A 19,540-nucleotide genomic window follows, 5' to 3' on the forward strand; every position below is an offset into this window, starting at 1 on the left:
ATAGTGTCGAGGTGATCAGCGTGATGCTGACCGACCGCGCGACCGACGACCGAGAGCTGACCAGCACGTGACCGCCGAGGTGAACCCCACGCACGAGGCCCTGACTGACGAGGGCCTCGGTGAGCGGGGCGACGACCGTGGTGACCACGGGTCGGTCCTGCCCGGCACCGAGCGGGTCGGTCTCGGCGAGCTCGGCCCGACCGGTCGCCCGACGCCGCACTTCCCCGAGCCGGCGGTGCTCGCGACCCACGGTCCGGCGCGCATCATCGCGATGTGCAACCAGAAGGGCGGGGTCGGCAAGACGACCACCACCATCAACCTGGGTGCGGCCCTGGCCGAGCTGGGGCGCAAGGTGCTGCTCGTCGACTTCGACCCGCAGGGGGCGCTGTCCGTCGGGGTCGGCGTGCGCGCCCAGGAGCTCGACACCACCATCTACGACCTGCTGGTCGAGCCGCCGGGCCGCCGCCGCGACATCCGCGAGATCATCGTGCATACCGCCACCCCCAACCTCGACCTCGTCCCGGCCAACATCGATCTCTCGGCCGCCGAGGTGCAGCTCGTCGGAGAGGTCGCCCGGGAGCAGATCCTGGCCCGGGTGCTGCGCCCGGTCCTCGACGACTACGACCTCATCCTGATCGACTGCCAGCCCTCGCTGGGCCTGCTCACGGTCAACGCGCTCACGGCCGCCCACGGGGTGCTCATCCCGCTCGAGTGCGAGTTCTTCGCGATGCGTGGTGTGGCCCTGCTCGTCGAGACGATCGAGAAGATCACCGACCGGCTCAATCCGCGGCTCCAGACCGACGGCATCCTCGCCACGATGTACGACAGCCGCACCCTGCACAGCCGCGAGGTGGTGCGCTCGGTCGTCGACCACTTCGGCGAGCTGGTCTTCCACACCGTCATCAGCCGCACCGTCAAGTTCCCCGACGCGACGCTGGCGGCCGAGCCGATCACGACCTACGCCCCGACGCACGGTGGGTCCATGGCCTACCGCCAGCTGGCCCGCGAGCTCATTGCGCGGGGCGGGGCGGCCTGAGGCCATGGCTCAGGCAGGGCCCGTCGACCTCGACGTCGACGGGGCAGCCCCGGCTGCCGTGCCGGGCGGCATCCTCACGCGTCGGACGGTGTCGACCACCTTCGAGGTGCACCTCGACGTGTTCTCCGGTCCCTTCGACCTGCTGCTCGGGCTGATCTCGAAGCACAAGCTCGACATCACCGAGATCGCCCTCGCGAAGGTAACCGACGAGTTCATCGCCCACCTCAAGGCGGCGCAGGGGTCCGGCACGGAGTGGGACCTCGGGCAGGCCTCCGATTTCCTCCTCGTCGCCGCCACCCTGCTCGACCTCAAGGCCTCGCGGCTGCTGCCGCACAGCGGGCCGGAGGACGAGGAGGACCTTGCCCTCATCGAGGCCCGCGACCTGCTCTTCGCCCGTCTCCTGCAGTATCGCGCGTACAAGGACGTCGCCGGCGCGTTCGCCGCGCAGATGCTGACGGCGGGCCGGCTCACGCCCCGCCAGGCCGGTCTCGAGCCCCACTTCGCCGCCCTGCTACCCGAGCTCATCATGGGCATCACCCCGGACCAGCTGGCGATGGTCGCGGCCCGCGCCCTCGCGCCCAAGGTGGCTCCCACGGTCGGGCTCGAGCACCTGCACTCGGTGCAGGTGAGCGTGCGCGAGCAGGCTGCGCTGATCGTCGAGCGGCTGAGGGCCGACCGCACGGCCACCTTCCGCTCGCTCGTCGCGGACGCCGACAGCACCCTGGTCATCGTCGCGAGATTCCTCGCGCTCCTCGAGCTCTTCAAGGACGCGGCGATCGTCTTCGAGCAGACCGAGGCCCTCGGCGAGCTCACCGTGAGGTGGACCGGCCGCGACGACGGTGACGTGGTGCTGGTCGACGAGTTCGACGAGTTCGACGAGCTGGCCGCGACCAGCGACCCCCCACCCGGGCAGCAGCCCGACCCCGAAGCACCGACCGACGCAGGACCCGAGCCAGGAGCGCACGATGGCTGACCACGACACCCTCACGACGGAGGCGCCCGCGGGCGTCCTCCCCGGCGACCCACCCGGCGACCCGGCAGAGCCGGAGAGCCGCGGCTTCTCGGTCGCCGACCTGCCCGGCGGCGCCGCCGCAGCCCTCGAGGCGGTACTGATGGTCGTCGACGAGCCGATCAGCGAGGTCACCCTCGCGTCGGCCCTCGAGCTGCCGGTCGACGAGGTCGTCGGCCACCTCATCGCCCTCGAGGAGCAGTATGCCGCCGCCGACCGCGGCTTCACCCTGCGCAGCCTCGGCGGTGGGTGGCGCTTCTACAGCCGCGGGGACCACGCCGGCGTCGTCGAGAAGTTCCTCCTCGACGGGCAGCAGGCCAAGCTGACCCAGGCCGCCCTCGAGACCCTCGCGGTCATCGCCTACCGGCAGCCCGTCTCCCGGGCCCGGGTCAGTGCGGTGCGGGGGGTCAACGTCGACGGCGTGGTGCGCACGCTGCTGTCGCGCGGCCTGGTCACCGAGGTCGACGAGGCGGGGGAGTCGGGGGCGATCCTCTACGGCACGACCCCGTACTTCCTCCAGCGGATGGGTCTCGGGTCGCTCGACGACCTGCCCGCCCTCGCGCCGTTCCTGCCCGAGGTCGACACCCTCGACGAGCTCGTCGAGCAGGGGCGGTCATGAGCCCCGCGCAACGCGGCGGCTCCGGCGGCTCAGGTGGCTCCGGTGGCCGGGGCGGCAGCGGCCGGGGCGGCTCCGCCGGTGGCGGTCGCGGCGCCGGGTCGAGCGGCAAGCCTGCTGGTCGCGGTAAGCCAGCTGGCCGCGAGGGGCGCGATGCCCGCGACGGCAGAGCAGGCCAGGGTGAGGCGCCGACGGGTCGCAGCCGCAGCAAGGGTCCGAGCTTCGCGGGGTCGACCCGGCCCGGGCAGCCGACCCGCCTGCCGCAGCGCCCCACGGCGCCCAAGGTCGACGTGCACGACCCCGACGGCGTGCGGTTGCAGAAGCTGCTCGCCGGGGCCGGGGTGGGCTCGCGCCGCACCTGCGAGAACCTCATCACCCAGGGCCGGGTCACGGTCGACGACCACCTCGTGACCGAGCTCGGGGTGCGGGTCGACCCGACCCGACAGGTCGTCCACGTGGACGGCACACGGGTCAACCTCGACGAGTCACGGGTCTACCTCGCCTTCAACAAGCCGCTCAAGGTGGTCTCCACCATGAGTGACGAGCTCGGCCGGATCTCGTTGGCCGACTACGTCGGCGACCGTCCCGAGCGGCTCTTCCACGTCGGGCGCCTCGACGCCGACACCGAGGGCCTGCTGCTGCTGACCAACGACGGTGACCTGGCGCACCGGCTGCAGCACCCGGCTTACGGGGTGCTCAAGACCTATCTCGCACAGATCCCCGCGCCGGTGCCGCGCGACCTCGGTCGTCGTCTCCGCGAGGGCATCGAGCTCGACGACGGGCCGGTGTCGGTCGACTCCTTCCGCCTCGTCGACAGCCAGCCCGGCCGCGCGATGGTCGAGGTGGTGCTGCACGAGGGTCGCAAGCACGTCGTGCGGCGGATGCTCGAGGCTGTGGGGCACCCCGTCATCACGCTCGTGCGCACCCAGGTCGGCCCGATCCACCTCGGCAGCCTGAAGTCGGGCCGCACTCGGCGCCTGACCCCCGCGGAAGTCGGGCAGCTCTACGGCGCCGCCGGGATGTGAGGCGATGACGCCGAGGGTGCGGGTGGTGGGCACCGGGCTCATCGGGACGAGTCTCGGGATCGCCCTGTCCCGCAAGGGTTTCGAGGTGACCCTGAGCGACCCGTCCCCTACGGCGATGCGCCTGGCTCGTGACCTGGGCGCAGGGGTTCTGGCCGACGAGGCCGGCCAGCCGCCGCAGCTCGTCGTCGTCGCCGCCCCACCCGACGTGGCCGGCTCGGTGGTGGCGCACGCGCTGCGCCGGTGGACCGACGCCGTGGTCACCGACGTGTCGTCGGTCAAGGGGGCGGTCGTCCGGGCCGTGCGGCAGCAGGGGGGTGACCTCTCGCGCTACGTCGGCTCGCACCCCATGGCGGGGCGCGAGCGCAGCGGCGCGATGGCTGCGCGCGCCGACCTCTTCGAGGGGCGCGCGTGGGTCGTCGTGCCCACCCCCGAGAGCAGCCCGTATGCCGTGGAGCTCACCCGTGAGGTCGCCAGAGCCGTCGGGTCGGTCGTGACCGTGATGGACGCGGACGAGCACGACGCCGCGGTCGCGGTCGTGTCGCACGTGCCCCAGGTGGTCGCCAGCCTCGTGGCCGGTCGCCTGCGCGACCTCAGCGACGACGCCGTGGCCCTGGCCGGCCAGGGACTGCGCGACGTCACCCGCATCGCTGCGAGCGACCCCGGGCTGTGGACCCAGATCCTTGCCGGCAACGCCGAGGCCGTCCGCGAGGTGCTGCACCAGGTGCGCACCGACCTCGACGCCGTCATCGCGGCGCTGTCCGGCCTGGTGGAGCAGGGGCAGCCGGAGCAGGGGCACGACTCGGCCGGCGGCGACGCCCCTGGTGCGCTCGCCGCGGTGTCGAGGGCCATCAGCGACGGCAACACCGGGCATGCCCGGATCCCCGGGAAGCACGGCGGGGGCCCGACGGCATACGCCACGGTCGTGGTGGTCGTTCCTGACACCCCAGGGGCCCTGGCGGACCTGCTGTCCGACGTCGGTGCTGCGGGCGTCAACCTCGAGGACCTGCGCCTCGACCACGGCTTGGGGCTGCCCTTCGGACTGGCCGAGGTCTTCGTGCTGCCGACGGCGGTCGAGCACCTGCAGACGGCGCTGGCGGCGCGCGGCTGGCGCGTCCACGACTGACGCCCCATGCGGCCCGCGGGGTGGCGACGCACGGAGAGCCGGGGGCTCGGTAGGGTGTGCTCCCGTGACTGAGCCTGCCGGACCTGCCCTCGTCGTCGCGATCGACGGGCCCTCGGGCTCGGGCAAGTCGAGCGTCTCGCGCGCGGTCGCCCGCGAGCTGGGGGTGGGGTTCGTCGACACGGGCGCCACCTACCGGGCTGTCACGTGGTGGTGCCTCGACCGCGGCATCGACCTCGAGGACCGGCGGTCGGTCGCCGCTGCGGCGCTCGCGCTGCCACTCGAGCTCTCGACCGACCCCGAGGGGGTGACCGTCGTCGTCGACGGCACCGACGTCACGGCGGCGATCCGCGAGTCGCGGGTCTCCGAGGCGGTCTCCACCGTCGCCACCAACCTCGACGTGCGCGAGATCCTCGTGCGGCGTCAGCGCGAGCTGATCCGCGACACGGTCGCGGCCAGGGGCGGGTGCGTCGCCGAGGGGCGTGACGTGACCACCGTCGTGCAGCCCGACGCCGACGTGCGCATCCTGCTCACCGCCAGCGTGGAGGCCCGGCTGGCCCGACGGGCCACGCAGCTGCACGGGGCGGCCGACGACGAGGCCCTCGCCGCCACCCACGACCAGGTCGTCCGCCGTGACCGCGACGACTCGACGGTGTCGACGTTCCTGACCGCGGGTGAGGGTGTCGTCACCGTCGACACCTCCGAGCTCGACTTCGGAGGCTCGGTCGCCGCAGTCCTCGATGTGGTCGAGGCGGTCGTCGGTGCCCGCCGCTGAGCCCATCCTCCCGGCGCCAGCGTGGCGCGCAGCCCTCGGGCGGCGGGTCGGACGCGTGGTCGTTCCCGCGGCCTACCGCTGTGTGGTCCGAGGGGTGGAGCGGGTGCCCGGCCACGGGCCGCTGGTGCTCGTCGCCAACCACAGCGGGCTGCTCGACGGGCCACTCGTCATGTCGGTCACCCCGCGACCGGTGACCTTCCTGGTCAAGCAAGAGCTGTTCCACGGCTTCGTGGGGTCGGTGCTGCGAGGCGTCGGGCAGATCCCGATCGACCGCACCACGGGCGACCGTCACGCGCTCGCGGCAGCTCGGGCCGTCCTCGCCCACGGCGGTGTGGTCGGGGTCTTTCCCGAGGGCACCAGGGGTCGGGGCGACGTGCAGCAGGTCAACCAGGGGGCCGCCTGGCTCGCCCTGCAGACCGGAGCCCGCATCGTGCCCGTGTGCGTCCTCGGCACGAGGGTGCCCGACCGGAGCGCCGACGCGCTGCCGCGGCTGCGGTCGCGGGTCGTGATCGACTTCGGAGAGCCGTTCGAGCTCGAGAGCGACCGCGCCGTGCCCGGTCGGGCCCGGCTCGCAGCCGCCACCGACCTGCTGCGCGACCGGCTGGCGGGCCAGGTTGCCGCGGCGAGCCTGCGCGACGGGGTCCGGTCGCAGGCCGAGCCCCAGGGCTGAGCTCGGGGACGACGCGGGCCCTGCTCGGCACGGTGTGGCGCAGACCGGGCCCGCACTGGGGGACAATGGGTGGCTGCGGGTGCCATCCACCACCATCACCTGCGCACCGAACTCCAGCAGCGACAGGCGATCTCGTGACCGACCCGACCCACTCCACCGACTCCGACGTCATCTCCACCGACTCCGACGTCATCTCCACGACCGAGGCGGGGCACGACGACGACCTCACGGTCGAGCGGGCCCTGCGCGCCGGCCTCGACGACTTCGAGCTCGACGACGACGACCTGCACCTGCTCGAGCGCGGCGAGGGGGACGACGGCGAGGACGACCAGCAGGGCCCGCTGCCCGTGGTCGCTGTCGTCGGCCGCCCCAACGTCGGCAAGTCGACCCTGGTCAACCGCATCCTCGGTCGCCGCGAGGCGGTCGTCGAGGACGTGCCGGGGGTCACCCGCGACCGCGTCGCCTACGACGCCGACTGGGCCGGCCGCCGCTTCACCCTGGTCGACACGGGAGGCTGGGAAGTCGACGCGACGGGCATCCACCTGCGCGTGGCCGAGCAGGCCGAGATCGCCGTCGAGCTCGCCGACGTCGTCATGTTCGTCGTCGACGCGGTCGTCGGGGCGACCGACACCGACGAGGGCGTCGTGCGCCTGCTGCGACGCAGCGGCAAGCCGGTCGTCCTCGTGGCCAACAAGGTGGACGACCAGCGCTTCGAGGCCGACGCGACCTCCCTGTGGAACCTCGGGCTCGGTGAGCCCTACCCGGTCTCGGCGCTGCACGGGCGGGGCAGCGGTGACGTGCTCGACGCCGTCCTCGCCGTGCTCCCCGACGTGTCCGCCGTGGGGGACGCCTACCGGCGAGGCGGCCCGCGGCGGGTCGCCCTGCTCGGCCGACCCAACGTCGGCAAGTCCAGCCTGCTCAACCAGCTCGCCGGCACCGACCGCGTCGTCGTCGACGAGGTGGCGGGCACGACCCGCGATCCCGTCGACGAGATGATCGACCTGGGCGGCAAGACCTGGCGCTTCGTCGACACCGCCGGCATCCGCCGCCGGGTGCACCAGACCAGGGGAGCCGACTTCTATGCCTCCCTGCGCACCCAGACCGCGCTGGAGAAGGCGGAGGTGGCCGTCGTCCTCGTCGATGCCAGCGAGAGCATCGCGGAGCAGGACGTGCGCGTCATCCAGCAGGTCATCGACGCGGGCCGGGCACTGGTCGTGGCCTACAACAAGTGGGACAACGTCGACGACGAGCGCCGCCACTTCCTCGAGCGCGAGATCGAGCGCGACCTCGTGCAGATCCCGTGGGCGCCGAGAGTCAACATCTCCGCTCGCACCGGGCGCCACATGGACCGGCTGGTCCCCTCCCTCGAGGTGGCGCTGGCGTCGTGGGACCTGCGCATCTCGACGGGACGCCTCAACTCCTTCCTCGGCGAGGTCGTGGCCGGGCACCCGCACCCGGTGCGTGGCGGCAAGCAGCCGCGCATCCTCTTCGCCACCCAGGCCTCGACCCGCCCACCTCGCTTCGTCATCTTCGCCTCGGGGTTCATCGAGGCGGGCTACCGCCGGTTCCTCGAGCGCCGACTGCGGGAGCAGTTCGGCTTCGAGGGCACGCCCATCGAGGTGTCGGTCAGGGTGAAGGAGAAGCGGCGCCGGCGCTGACGCCGGGCGTTTCGGTGCCCATGGTGTAGACGCTGCCGGCCTCCAGCTCGGTGGCCACGGCGTCGAGCCAGGTCTCGGGCTGCGGCCAGCGCCCGCGGGCCTCGAGCTCGCGGCGCAGGGCGTCGCGCACGATCTCGCGCGAGTGGGTGCCGGCGTGGGTCCGGGCGACCGCCACGATCGCCTCCTCGATCAGCTCACCGACCGCCTGCTGGCGCTGCACGCGGGGCTCGTCGACATCGACGACATCGACGGCGTCCACGGTCTCGTCGGCCGGGCCGACGAGACCGTTCTCACTCGCGCCCCGGTCGTCACCGCCCGTCGGCTGCTCGGTCTTGTCGCCGTCGTGCCCCATCGGGGGCCTCCTTCGTCGTCGTTCCTGAGAGGGTCTGGCGTTGCGGCGCGAGGCCGGTGCCTCTCCCACACTGGGGGGCGAGGGCTCGGGACGCCACCCTCGCGCGCCTCGGCCCAGCCCGGTGCGGACGCGTGGACCACCCGCCGGGAGCCACCGATTTCGGTGCCCCGTCACGCGTGCGATAAGGTTTCGTTCGCTCCGCGGGATGGCTTCACCGGCCCTGGGGTGATCGGCACGGGATGTGGCGCAGCTTGGTAGCGCACTTGACTGGGGGTCAAGGGGTCGCAGGTTCGAATCCTGTCATCCCGACAGAGCAGGCAGCAGGCCGTCCCCGCGACACGCGGGGGCGGCCTTCCTGCTGCCGGTGGCGCGGGTGCCTGGGGCAGCATGGGAGGCATGACACCCGCAGCCAGCCCCCACGAGAGCCCGGTGGAGAGCCCTGCGGGGTTCGAGACCGACGAGCGGGAGCCGTTCGCGGCCCTCGGCGACGCCCAGACCCGCATCCGGACCCACCACGTCGTCGACCGGTTCGACGGCGCGCTCGGCCTGCTGCTGCTGCGCCTGGTCGTCGCGGCCGTCGTGGGCACCCGCGGTGTGCAGAAGATCGCTCACCGCGACGAGACGGCGCAGATGCTGCGGGCGGTGCGGCTCCCGGCCTACGACGTGCTCGGCATGCTCTTCGGGCCGGTGCAGCTGGCCATGGCCGTCGCGCTCGTCCTGGGTCTCGCGGTGCGGGTCGCGGGGGCCGGGGTGGCCGCGAGCGCGGTCACCGCACTGGTGCTGGTCAACTGGTCGTCGGGCTCCCAGATCTTCGTCGCGGACGTGCCGGGCTTCGACGGTGACTTCCAGCTGCTCCTCGCGGGGGCCGGGGTGGCCCTGCTCGGTCTCGGCGGTGGAGGCCTCGGGCTGGACCGGGCCGTGCGCCACCGAGGCACCTCGGCCGACTGACCGGTGCACCGGGATAGGGTCGGGGCCGTGGTGGACGACGTGGGGGTGGGGCAGCCGACCGGTGGGCCCTCGCCCTCCGGACCAGGCCGCGCCGCGGTCAGCGACCGGGTGCTCACGGTGCCCAACGCCCTCTCCGCCCTGCGGCTGCTCGGGGTGCCGCTGTTCCTGTGGCTGCTGCTCCAGCGCCACGACGCCTGGGCGATCACGGTGCTCGTCGTCGCAGGCGCCACCGACTACCTCGACGGCAAGATCGCGCGACGCTACGGTCTGGAGTCCCGGGTCGGTGAGCTGCTCGACCCGGCGGCCGACCGGCTCTACACCCTGACGACCATCGTGGCCTTCGCGTGGCGCGACATCATCCCCGTGTGGTTGCTGGTCGCCCTGCTGGCCCGTGACCTGGTCATGCTGGTGGTCGTGCTCGCGCTCAAGCGCGTCGGCCAGACGGGTCTGCCCGTCAGCTTCATCGGCAAGGCCGCGACGTTCAACCTGCTCTACGCCTTCCCGATCCTGCTGCTGTCGGTGTCACCCGGCACCCTCGGCGACGTGGCCCGCCCGATCGGCTGGGCCTTCACCTGGTGGGGGCTCGGCCTCTACTGGCTGGCGGCTGCCCTGTATGCGGTGCAGGCGGCGGGCCTCCTGCGCGGTCCACGTGCCCACGCCGCTCAGGCGGTGTGACCATGGTCACCGCTCCTCCGACACCCGAGACGGGTCCTCCCCGTCGAGCAGACGCCTCGATGACCCTGCTGTCAGAGATCCTCGAGCGACCCCTCGACCCGGGCTACGCGACCGCGGCGCAGCGGCGAGCCACGACCGGCGGGCCGGCGAGCCGGGGCACGCGCACCGTGCTCGTCGCCACCACCGCCCTGCTCATCGGCTTCCTCCTGGCGGCGTCGGCACTCACCCTGCGCCCCAGGGGTACGACCGCCAGCCGTGACAAGCAACAGCTGATCGACCAGGTCCACGTCCGTCAGGAGCACGGTGACGAGCAGGTGGCGGCGATCGAGCGGCTGCGGGCCCAGATCACCGCCTCCCGCGACGCGGCCATCGGGGCCTCGGCCGTCGGCCTCACCCAGAGCCTGCGTGAGCTCTCGGTCACGACCGGCGACGTGGCGGTGCAGGGCCCGGGCCTGACGGTGACGCTGCAGGACGCCCCTGACGCGGTGGCTGGGACGGGTCAGCCGCGGGGCGCCGACACCGCGCAGGAGGGTCGCGTCACCTCCACCGACCTGCAGATCGTCGTCAACGGGCTCTGGCAGGCGGGGGCCGAGGCGATGGCGGTCAACGGGCAGCGCCTGACGGCCCGCTCGGCCATCCGCTTCGCCGGGCAGGCGATCCTCGTCGACTACCGACCACTGTCCCCGCCCTACGTAATCACGGCCATCGGCGACCAGCAGGGTCTCCCCGTGCAGTTCGCCCAAACGGTCGGCGGCAGCTACCTCACGGCGCTGCGGGACAACTACGCGATCCCGTCGAGCACCAGCTCCGACGCTCATCTCGTCGTGCCTCGCAGCCCCACCCTCGGGGTCGACCGGGCCGGGCCGCCCACCCCGCCCTCGGCGCCCGGCACGCCCTCGACCGCTGCTCGTATCCCCGACCCGGAAGTGACCCCATGATCCCCGCCCTCGGCCTGCTGGTCGGGATCGTCGCCGGTCTGCTGCTGCACCCGGCCGTCCCTCTGGGCCTGCAGCCCTATCTGCCGATCGCCGTGATCGCGGCCCTGGATGCCGTCTTCGGCGGGGTGAGGGCGGTGCTCGACGGCATCTTCGACGACCGCGTGTTCGTCGTGTCCTTCCTGTCCAACGTGGTCGTGGCTGCCTTCATCGTCTTCCTCGGTGACCAGCTCGGGGTGGGCACCCAGCTCTCCACGGGGGTGGTGGTGGTCCTCGGTGTGCGGATCTTCTCCAACGTCGCCTCCATCCGCCGACACCTCTTCGGCTCGTGACGAACGAGGGCCGCGCGCCGATGAGGGCGGCCTGGCGTCGGCTAGCCCGCGCCGGAGCCCCGCGGGGCACGCGCGCGCAGGTGCTGGGTGCGGTCCTGACCCTGGCCCTGGGCTTCGCGATCGCCACGCAGGTCCAGCAGACGCAGGAGGGTGGTCTCGACCAGATGCGTCAGGACGACCTGGTGCGGGTGCTCGACGACGTGAGCCAGCGCTCAGCCCGTCTCGACCTGCAGGTGCGCGACCTGCAGGCGCAGCGTGACCGCCTCGCAGCCGGCTCGGGCAGCAGCCAGGTGGCGCTCGACTCGGCGCAGAAACGGCTCGACGCGCTGCGCCTGCTCGGGGGCACGGCGGCGGCGGCGGGCCCGGGCATCCGGATCACCATCACCGACCCGGCCGGAGCCGTGCTCGCTGCGCAGCTGCTCGACGTGCTGCAGGAGCTGCGCGACGCCGGGGCCGAGGTCGTGCAGGTCGGCTCGGTGCGCATCGTCGCGAGCTCGTGGTTCACCGACCGCGACGGGTCGCTCGTGGCTGACGGCGTCGTCCTCGTGCGGCCGGTCGTCGTCCTGGCGATCGGTGACCCGCAGACGATGGCCTCGGCGATGACCATCCCGGGGGGCATCGTCGAGACGCTCCGTGGGCTCGGAGCGACCGCTCGGGTCGACCAGCTCGACTCCGTGCAGGTCGACGCGCTGGCTGCACCCACCACACCTCGATACGCTCAGCCCGTCCCGGAGTCCGCGCCCCCCACCACCCCCGGGTAGCCTCCCCTTTCCGGGCGCACCGTCGCCAGCCGCCGTGCGTCGGACACCGCGCGCCACCCACCCCGACAAGGAGCACCATGAGCGACCTCGACTACCCCGACACGCTGAAGTACACCTCCGACCACGAGTGGGTCCAGGAGGTCGATGGTGGGGCCCTGCGCATCGGGATCACCTCCTACGCCCAGGACGCCCTCGGCGACGTGGTCTACGTGCAGCTGCCGGCCGTGGGTGACGCGGTCACGGCGGGGGACACGTGTGGTGAGGTGGAGTCGACGAAGTCGGTGAGCGACGTCTTCGCCCCGGTCAGCGGTGAGGTCGTCGCCACCAACGACGCGCTCGACCACAGCCCCGAGCTGGTCAACTCGGCTCCCTACGGCGACGGCTGGATGTATGAGGTGCGGCCCGCTGCCGGTCTGCCCGACGGGCTGATGGACGCGGCAACCTACCGCGCCAGCCTGGCCTGACGACGTCGCCGTCACCCGCGTCGGCTGGGTGCCATAGGGTTTGACCTGACAGGGCCATCGCCTGAGGAGGACCGGATCATGACGGACGAGCACGGCCGAGCGCCCGAGCCCACGACCATGCGGTTCCAGGGTGTCGGCGAGCCGGAGAAGGTCGAGACCGACACCCGCTGGCTGTCGGCCGAGGACCAGGCCACCATCGACGCCCTGCGCCCAGGCACGGCCTTGCTGGTCGTGCTGCGCGGCCCCAACAGCGGGGCGCGGTTCCTGCTCGACGACCCGGTGGTCACCACCGGTCGTCACCCTGACAGCGACATCTTCCTCGACGACGTGACGGTCTCTCGCAAGCACGCCGAGTTCCGTCGGGTCGACTCCGGCTACTCGGTCCACGACGTCGGGTCGCTCAACGGCACCTACGTGGACAAGGAGCTGGTGGAGAACGCCGTGCTGCGCATCGGCGACGAGGTGCAGATCGGCAAGTTCCGCCTCGTCTACTACGCCGCGCGCGGCGAGTGACGGCAGCCACCCGAAGGACCCGGTGGTGACCGAGGGAGGGCGGTCCATCGGGGCGGTGGTGGACGAGCTCCTGCCGGAGTTTCCCGACCTGAGCATCAGCAAGATCCGCTTCCTCGAGGCGGAGGGTCTGCTCACCCCGCAGCGCGCCACCTCGGGTTACCGTCGCTACCGTCCGGACGACGTCGCCCGACTGCGCTACGTCCTCACCGCGCAGCGAGACCGCTTCTGGCCGTTGAAGGTGATCAGGGAGGCGCTGGACGCCCTCGATCGCGGGCTGGAGGCTCCCACGCCGGTCGGGGAGCCCGACCTGCCGTCCGTGCCACTCGTCGGCGACGACCACGAGCTGCCGTCCGAGGCCGACCTGCGCCCCGCCCGCCGGCTGCGCCTGACCACGGGGGAGCTCCGGGCGGCCAGCGGGCTCGACGAGCCGACGTTCGCCTCCCTGGTGACCTACGGTCTGCTGCGTGCCGACCCGCACGGCCACTTCGACGAGGCTGCTCTCGAGATCGCCCGCTCGGCCGGTGCCCTGGCCGATGTCGGGATCGAGGCCCGGCACCTGCGTCCGTTCCGCACCGCGGCCGACCGCGAGATCGGGCTCGTGCGGCAGGCCGTGCGCCCCGGTGACGACGACGAGACCGCCCGCGTCCTGCGCCAGTGCCTGGCGCTGCACGTGGCGCTGGTCAAGGCCGGCCTCGCAACCTGACCCCGGCGGGGTAACGTGGTGAACGTGAAACCGGTCGACGTCCTCGGGGTGCGGGTGGAGATGCCCACCAACCAGCCGATCGTGCTGCTGCGCGAGCGAGATGGTGACCGATACCTCACCATCTGGATCGGCGCCGCGGAGGCTACGGCGATCGCCTACGCCCAGCAGGGGGTCGTGCCACCGCGCCCTCTGACCCACGACCTGTTCAAGGACGTCCTCGACGGTCTCGGTCACGCGGTGACCGAGATCAGGATCGTGGAGCTGCGCGACAAGGTGTTCTACGCGATGCTCCTGATCGACGGCACCCACGAGATCAGCGCCCGCCCGTCGGACGCGATCGCCCTGGCCCTGCGCACCGGCACCCCCATCGTGGTGGCCGAGGCCGTGCTCGACGAGGCAGGGGTGGCGCTGGCGCCCGAGGAGGACGACGAGGTGGAGCGCTTCCGCGAGTTCCTCGACCAGGTCTCCGCCGAGGACTTCGGAGTCACCGGGGCCACTGAGGGCACTGAGGTGACTGACGGCGACGGCCCTGACGAGACCCCCGGCGACCGTCCCGCGTGAGCATGAGTCTCACCCTCCAGTCGAGGGTCAGGTCGCGGAAGCAGCCAGCGACACGCCGAGCGGCTGAGGCCGCGGTGATTGACGGCCCCGTCGGGGGAGCCGTACCGTCAGGACTCCCGAAGCACGACCGTGTAGTTCCAGCCGCCCCCCAGGCGGCCGGGCAGGATGACCGCAGGCTTCCGGACCAGACCTGGCACCCGTCGGGCGCTACCGAACGAGGAGGTCCTGCGTGAACACCACAGGTGACGCACACCAGGAGCCAAAGCCGGCGCTGCCGATGTCCGCCCAGGGTCTGCTCTTCGACGACGACCTCCCTGATCTCAGCGACGACATCGGCTACCGCGGGCCGACCGCGTGCAAGGCGGCTGGCATCACCTATCGCCAGCTCGACTACTGGGCCCGCACCGGCATCGTCGAGCCCTCCGTGCGGACGGCCGGTGGTTCGGGCACGCAGCGTCTCTACGGCTTCCGCGACATCCTCGTGCTCAAGGTGGTCAAGCGTCTGCTCGACACCGGGGTCTCCCTCCAGCAGATCCGGGTCGCCATCGCCCACCTGCGCGAGCGGGGGGTCGAGGACCTCGCCCAGATCACGCTGATGAGCGACGGTGCATCGGTCTACGAGTGCACGTCGGCCGACGAGGTCATCGACCTCGTGCAGGGAGGGCAGGGCGTCTTCGGCATCGCGGTCGGACGCGTGTGGCGCGAGATCGAGGGCACTCTCTCGGCGCTGCCGAGCGAGCGCGCTGGCGACGAGAGCGTGGTCACCCACGAGGGTGACGAGCTCTCGGCCCGTCGTCTGCGCAAGACCTCCTGACCCTTCTCCTCCGGGAGACCTCCGGGCTCGTCGGGCGGTAGACTGAGGTCGCCGCACTACCTCACGTGGGAGAGCCCCCGGGACGACCGAGCACCTCGGGCGTCAGCCGGGGCGCCGAAGGGGCAACACCCCGGAACCTCTCAGGCGCAAAGGACCACGTGAGCCAGGCAACTCTGGAGCAGCCCGACCACTGACCGGTGGGGCGCGACGACAGAGGGGGAAGCACCGCCCAGCCCCGCGTCCCCCCGCAGCCTCCGAGGAGTCCCATGACCGCCGGTACGACGACCCTTGCCCCGCCCTCCTCACCGGAGCAGGAGCCAGCCGCCGCTGCGGCTCTCAGCCCGTTCGTGGCTCGGCACGTCGGCCCCGACGCGGACGCCGTCGCCGCGATGCTCGAGGTGGTGGGCCAGCCGTCGCTCGAGGCCCTCGTCGACGCGGCCATCCCGGGCAGCATTCGTGCGGACCGTGAGCTGCGCATCGAGGCCGCCCCGTCCGAGCAGGCCGTCGTCGCCGAGCTGCGCGCCCTGGCGGCCCGCAACACGGTGCTGCGGCCGATGATCGGCCTCGGATACCACGGCACCATCACCCCTCCGGTCGTGCAGCGCAACGTCCTCGAGAACCCCGCCTGGTACACCGCCTACACGCCGTACCAGCCCGAGATCTCGCAGGGCCGGCTCGAGGCCCTGATCAACTTCCAGACGGTGGTGAGCGACCTCACGGGCCTGCCGATCAGCGGGGCCTCGCTGCTCGACGAGTCGACCGCCGCGGCGGAGGCCATGACGCTGATGCGGCGGATGAGCAAGTCGCCGTCCGATGCCGTGCTGGTCGTCGACGCCTACGTGCTGCCGCAGACCATCGCGGTCATCCGCACCCGGGCCCAGCCGCTCGAGATCCCGGTCGTGGTCGCCGACCTCACCGGGCTCGACTCGGCGCAGGCCCTGCGCGACGTGGCCGGTGACCGTGACGTCTACGGCGTCATCCTGCAGTACCCCGGCGCCGACGGGCAGATCCGCGACGGTGCCGCGGTGGCCGCCGCGGCCCACGAGCACGGCGCACTGGTGACGGCTGCGGCCGACCTGCTCGCGCTCACCCTGATCACGCCCCCGGGCGAGTGGGGCGCCGACATCGCGGTGGGCTCGAGCCAGCGTTTCGGAGTGCCGATGGGCTTCGGTGGCCCGCACGCCGGCTTCATGGCGGTGCGCCAGGGCCTCGAGCGCTCGATGCCCGGCCGGCTGGTCGGCGTGTCGGTCGACAGCGACGGGCACCCCGCCTACCGGCTGGCCCTGCAGACGCGCGAGCAGCACATCCGTCGCGAGAAGGCGACCTCCAACATCTGCACCGCCCAGGTCCTGCTCGCCGTGATGGCCGGCATGTATGCCGTCTGGCACGGACCCGACGGGCTCGCCGCGATCGCGCGTCGCGTGCACGGCTACGCCCGCACCCTCGCCGAGGGCCTGCACGGCGTCTCCGCCGAGGTCCTCACGACGTCGTACTTCGACACCCTCACCGTGCGCGTGCCCGGCCGCGCGCAGCAGGTGCTGGCCGAGGCGGCGGCGCGAGGGGTCAACCTGCACCTGGTCGATGCCGACACCCTCAGCATGAGCGTCGACGAGACGACGACGGGCCACGACCTCCATGCCGTATGGAGCGCCTTCGGCGTGCCCGGAGTCGAGCCGGAGCCCTCGACGGCCGGGCCGGTCTGGGCCGGGGTGGTCACGCGCACCAGCGACTACCTGACGCACCCCGTCTTCCACACCCACCGCAGCGAGACGCAGATGCTGCGCTACCTGCGTCGCCTGGCCGACCGCGACTTCGCCCTCGACCGCGGGATGATCCCGCTGGGCTCGTGCACCATGAAGCTCAACGCCACCACCGAGATGCTCGCGGTGACGTGGCCGGAGTTCGCCGAGCTGCACCCCTTCGCGCCCACCGCGCAGACCGAGGGTATCCGTGAGCTCGTCGCCGACCTCTCGGCGTGGCTGTGCGAGATCACCGGCTACGACGCGGTGTCGCTGCAGCCGAACGCCGGGTCGCAGGGTGAGTTCGCCGGTCTGCTGGCGATCCACGCCTACCACCAGGCCACCGGGCAGGGTCACCGCCGCGTGTGCCTGATCCCCGCGAGCGCGCACGGCACGAACGCCGCGTCGGCCGTCATGGCGGGGCTGAAGGTCGTCGTGGTCAGGACGGCCGAGGGGGGCGACGTCGACCTCGACGACCTGCGGGCCAAGATCGAGCAGCACCGCGACGACCTGGCCGCGATCATGGTCACCTACCCCTCCACCCACGGCGTCTACGAGGACACCATCGGCGAGCTGTGTGCCCTCGTGCACGACGCCGGCGGTCAGGTCTACGTCGACGGGGCGAACCTCAACGCGCTCGTGGGCCTGGCGCAGCCGGGCAAGTTCGGGGCCGACGTCTCGCACCTCAACCTGCACAAGACCTTCTGCATCCCGCACGGTGGCGGCGGCCCCGGGGTCGGTCCGGTCGCCGTCCGGTCGCACCTGGCGCCGTTCCTGCCCAACCACCCGCTGGCTCCCGAGGCCGGTCCGTCGACCGGGGTCGGGCCCGTGGCGGGCGCCCCCTACGGCTCGGCGAGCATCCTGCCGATCTCGTGGGCCTACGTGCGGCTGATGGGTGGGGCGGGCCTGACCCACGCCACCGAGGTCGCCGTGCTCGGAGCCAACTACATCGCTGCGCGCCTGCGCGACCGCTTCCCCGTGCTCTACTCCAACCACGAGGGTGTCGTCGCGCACGAGTGCATCCTCGACCTGCGCGACCTGACCAAGCGCACCGGCGTGACGGTCGACGACGTGGCCAAGCGCCTGGTCGACTACGGCTTCCACGCCCCGACCATGAGCTTCCCCGTGGCCGGCACCCTCATGGTGGAGCCGACCGAGAGCGAGGACAAGGGCGAGATCGACCGCTTCTGCGACGCGATGATCGCCATCCGGGGGGAGATCGACCAGGTCGAGCAGGGGCAGGTGGCCGTCGCCGACTCGATGCTGCGGCACGCCCCGCACACGTCGATGTCGATCGCGGGGGAGTGGGACCACCCCTACGAGCGGGCGGCTGCCGCCTTCCCCGTGGGCGTCGTCGGGGCCGACAAGTACTGGCCGCCGGTGCGGCGCATCGACGGCGCCTACGGCGACCGCAACCTCGTCTGCTCCTGCCCGCCGCCCGAGGCGTTCGAGGACTGAGCGGCTGACGACCTCGGCAGCGTCACCACTTCACGCAGATCTTCGGGAAGTGGTGGCGGTTCCGGGGTTCGGGGCGCCATACGTCGACGATCTTCGGCAGGTAGCGGCGTCGTTCCGCGGTATCCACGACTTCCGATTGTTGCCACCCCGCGCTCGGGGTCGACGGGTGCGTGCTGGCAACGGTCGTCATCGACGTCTCCTGGCCGGGATGAGCCGTGCCGGCACTCGCCCCGCCCGGGTATCGGTGACGATCACCGACCTCGCCACCGCGTGCGCCCCCGGCCGATCACGCCAGCGTGCGGCCGTTCAGGCTCGGAGGGCCTGGAGCGCGGTGACGACCTGCTGCGGGTCGAGGCCGCAGGTGGCGCGCCCGACGCTCAGCTCGCAGCGCACCACACCCGGGTCGTCCGTGGTCATCGGCTCCGGCCAGACCCAGAGGCCCTGCTCCTGCGCCAACCGTCGCGCGTTGTCGACGAAGCGTGCTGGCGAGACCTCGAGCAGCAGGTGCATCATCGGGGTCTGCGGAGGGTCCGGAATCACCCGGATGCCGTCGACGCCGCCGAGTGCTGCCGCGATGGCCCGGGCGTGCGTCAGCCGCGCCGGCATCTCCGGCAGCCGCTCGGGCAGCAGGTGCAGCGCCGACGCCGCCGCGGGCCACATCCCGTGCAGGGTGCCGCCCAGGCGTCGGCGCCACTCACCCACCGACGCGACGACCTCGGCGGGTCCGACCACACAGCATCCGGCCAGCGCACCGATGCCCTTGTAGAAGGAGACGTAGGCCGTGTCGAACAGCGAGGCGATCTCGGCTGGGGGCCGGCCGTATCCCGCACTGGCCTCCCACAGCCTGGCCCCGTCGAGATGGGTGGCCGCACCGTGGTCGCGAGCCCACGCGACCTGGTCGAGCAGGTCGTCCCACGCCGGCAGCTGGCCCCCGAGGTCGCGCTGGGGCAGCTCCAGCAGCAGGGCCGCCACGGGCTCGGCCACCGCGTCGAGGTCCTGACGCGTGAGCAGCCGGTGACGGTCACCGACCGTCCGACCGACCAGGGAGTGCACCCGCGCGTAGGCGTCTCCCTCGTGGGTCTGCAGGTGGCAGGTCGGGTGCCACAGCACGGTGCGCCGACCACGCTGGTCGGCGTGCACCCGCAGGGTTGCGGCCTGCCCCATCGTCCCGGTGGGGAGGAAGACCGCCGCCGGGAAGCCGAGCAGGTCGGCCACGAACGCCTCGAGCTCGGCCACGACACCCCCGTCTCCGTAGGTGTCGGGCACGACGGACCCACCGATGGAGGCCAGCAGCTGCGACGGGAGCACCCGTCCGTCGCCGAGCAGGAAGGTGTCGCAGCGGTCTCGTCGGGCCCGGGTCTCGTCATCCACGACGT

At 72.5% G+C, this 19,540-nt stretch carries 22 protein-coding genes, 1 tRNA gene and 1 riboswitch; of the genes, 20 read left to right on the plus strand and 3 right to left on the minus strand.

Annotated features, from left to right (window positions below; translation table 11 throughout):
• Positions 1-67: 67 nt before the first annotated feature.
• The 8 genes from V3N99_00260 to der all read left to right on the plus strand — a co-directional run bounded on the left by V3N99_00260 (position 68) and on the right by der (position 7,909).
• Entirely contained in the window at positions 68-1,036 is a 969-nt protein-coding gene (locus tag V3N99_00260; protein MEO3935167.1) for an AAA family ATPase, read from the plus strand.
• A 4-nt stretch (positions 1,037-1,040) separates the two neighbouring features.
• Positions 1,041-2,009, plus strand: a complete 969-nt coding sequence (locus V3N99_00265) for a segregation/condensation protein A (GenBank protein ID MEO3935168.1) — start codon at positions 1,041-1,043, stop codon at positions 2,007-2,009.
• Positions 2,002-2,664: an SMC-Scp complex subunit ScpB gene (scpB, locus tag V3N99_00270; protein MEO3935169.1), complete on the plus strand. Its 663-nt coding sequence runs from the start codon at positions 2,002-2,004 to the stop codon at positions 2,662-2,664. The genes V3N99_00265 and scpB overlap by 8 nt, the downstream gene beginning before the upstream one ends.
• Positions 2,661-3,686 carry a pseudouridine synthase gene (locus V3N99_00275; protein ID MEO3935170.1) on the plus strand — a complete coding sequence of 342 codons (1,026 nt, stop codon included), beginning with the start codon at positions 2,661-2,663 and terminating at the stop codon, positions 3,684-3,686. The genes scpB and V3N99_00275 overlap by 4 nt, the downstream gene beginning before the upstream one ends.
• 4 nt (positions 3,687-3,690) lie before the next feature.
• The gene (locus tag V3N99_00280) at positions 3,691-4,809 is read left to right on the plus strand and encodes a prephenate dehydrogenase (GenBank protein MEO3935171.1); all 1,119 of its coding nucleotides are present in this window, start codon (positions 3,691-3,693) and stop codon (positions 4,807-4,809) included.
• 64 nt (positions 4,810-4,873) lie between these two features.
• On the plus strand, positions 4,874-5,581 hold the full coding sequence (gene cmk, locus V3N99_00285) for a (d)CMP kinase (GenBank protein MEO3935172.1): 708 nt from the start codon (positions 4,874-4,876) through the stop codon (positions 5,579-5,581).
• Entirely contained in the window at positions 5,568-6,251 is a 684-nt protein-coding gene (locus tag V3N99_00290) for a lysophospholipid acyltransferase family protein (protein ID MEO3935173.1), read from the plus strand. Before cmk ends, V3N99_00290 begins: the two co-directional genes overlap by 14 nt.
• Positions 6,252-6,442: 191 nt before the next feature.
• Positions 6,443-7,909, plus strand: a complete 1,467-nt coding sequence (gene der, locus V3N99_00295) for a ribosome biogenesis GTPase Der (GenBank protein ID MEO3935174.1) — start codon at positions 6,443-6,445, stop codon at positions 7,907-7,909.
• Here der and V3N99_00300 read toward each other — a convergent pair.
• The gene (locus V3N99_00300) at positions 7,878-8,261 is read right to left on the minus strand and encodes a hypothetical protein (protein ID MEO3935175.1); all 384 of its coding nucleotides are present in this window, start codon (positions 8,259-8,261) and stop codon (positions 7,878-7,880) included. The genes der and V3N99_00300 overlap by 32 nt on opposite strands.
• A 235-nt stretch (positions 8,262-8,496) precedes the next feature.
• On the opposite strand from V3N99_00300, the gene V3N99_00305 reads away from it, so the two are divergent.
• From V3N99_00305 to gcvP, 12 genes are all read left to right on the plus strand, one after another.
• Positions 8,497-8,570: transfer RNA gene (locus tag V3N99_00305), tRNA-Pro, on the plus strand.
• Between the two features lie 87 nt (positions 8,571-8,657).
• On the plus strand, positions 8,658-9,209 hold the full coding sequence (locus tag V3N99_00310; GenBank protein ID MEO3935176.1) for a DoxX family membrane protein: 552 nt from the start codon (positions 8,658-8,660) through the stop codon (positions 9,207-9,209).
• A 27-nt stretch (positions 9,210-9,236) separates the two neighbouring features.
• Positions 9,237-9,884, plus strand: coding sequence for a CDP-alcohol phosphatidyltransferase family protein (locus tag V3N99_00315; GenBank protein ID MEO3935177.1), 648 nt, complete (start codon positions 9,237-9,239; stop codon positions 9,882-9,884).
• Positions 9,885-9,943: 59 nt separating this feature from the next.
• A complete protein-coding gene (locus V3N99_00320) occupies positions 9,944-10,822 on the plus strand; it encodes a DUF881 domain-containing protein (GenBank protein MEO3935178.1) in 879 nt (292 codons plus the stop codon).
• The gene (locus V3N99_00325) at positions 10,819-11,151 is read left to right on the plus strand and encodes a small basic family protein (GenBank protein MEO3935179.1); all 333 of its coding nucleotides are present in this window, start codon (positions 10,819-10,821) and stop codon (positions 11,149-11,151) included. Before V3N99_00320 ends, V3N99_00325 begins: the two co-directional genes overlap by 4 nt.
• Positions 11,148-11,912: a DUF881 domain-containing protein gene (locus V3N99_00330; GenBank protein MEO3935180.1), complete on the plus strand. Its 765-nt coding sequence runs from the start codon at positions 11,148-11,150 to the stop codon at positions 11,910-11,912. Before V3N99_00325 ends, V3N99_00330 begins: the two co-directional genes overlap by 4 nt.
• A gap of 77 nt (positions 11,913-11,989) precedes the next feature.
• Entirely contained in the window at positions 11,990-12,376 is a 387-nt protein-coding gene (gene gcvH / locus V3N99_00335) for a glycine cleavage system protein GcvH (GenBank protein MEO3935181.1), read from the plus strand.
• A 78-nt stretch (positions 12,377-12,454) separates the two neighbouring features.
• The gene (locus V3N99_00340; protein ID MEO3935182.1) at positions 12,455-12,889 is read left to right on the plus strand and encodes an FHA domain-containing protein; all 435 of its coding nucleotides are present in this window, start codon (positions 12,455-12,457) and stop codon (positions 12,887-12,889) included.
• Between the two features lie 25 nt (positions 12,890-12,914).
• On the plus strand, positions 12,915-13,592 hold the full coding sequence (locus V3N99_00345; protein MEO3935183.1) for a MerR family transcriptional regulator: 678 nt from the start codon (positions 12,915-12,917) through the stop codon (positions 13,590-13,592).
• A 24-nt stretch (positions 13,593-13,616) separates the two neighbouring features.
• Positions 13,617-14,153 carry a bifunctional nuclease family protein gene (locus V3N99_00350; GenBank protein ID MEO3935184.1) on the plus strand — a complete coding sequence of 179 codons (537 nt, stop codon included), beginning with the start codon at positions 13,617-13,619 and terminating at the stop codon, positions 14,151-14,153.
• Positions 14,154-14,430: 277 nt separating this feature from the next.
• The gene (locus V3N99_00355) at positions 14,431-14,967 is read left to right on the plus strand and encodes a MerR family transcriptional regulator (GenBank protein MEO3935185.1); all 537 of its coding nucleotides are present in this window, start codon (positions 14,431-14,433) and stop codon (positions 14,965-14,967) included.
• Positions 14,968-15,023: 56 nt separating this feature from the next.
• Positions 15,024-15,134, plus strand: a riboswitch (glycine riboswitch).
• A gap of 99 nt (positions 15,135-15,233) precedes the next feature.
• Entirely contained in the window at positions 15,234-18,164 is a 2,931-nt protein-coding gene (gene gcvP, locus V3N99_00360; GenBank protein ID MEO3935186.1) for an aminomethyl-transferring glycine dehydrogenase, read from the plus strand.
• Between the two features lie 22 nt (positions 18,165-18,186).
• Here gcvP and V3N99_00365 read toward each other — a convergent pair whose 3' ends face one another.
• Together V3N99_00365 and V3N99_00370 are read right to left on the minus strand one after the other, a co-directional pair.
• Positions 18,187-18,354, minus strand: a complete 168-nt coding sequence (locus V3N99_00365) for a hypothetical protein (GenBank protein ID MEO3935187.1) — start codon at positions 18,352-18,354, stop codon at positions 18,187-18,189.
• 116 nt (positions 18,355-18,470) lie between these two features.
• Positions 18,471-19,535: a beta-eliminating lyase-related protein gene (locus V3N99_00370; GenBank protein MEO3935188.1), complete on the minus strand. Its 1,065-nt coding sequence runs from the start codon at positions 19,533-19,535 to the stop codon at positions 18,471-18,473.
• Positions 19,536-19,540: the final 5 nt, after the last annotated feature.

This window comes from Dermatophilaceae bacterium Soc4.6, assembly GCA_039889245.1.
Taxonomy (GTDB): Bacteria; Actinomycetota; Actinomycetes; order Actinomycetales; family Dermatophilaceae; genus Lapillicoccus.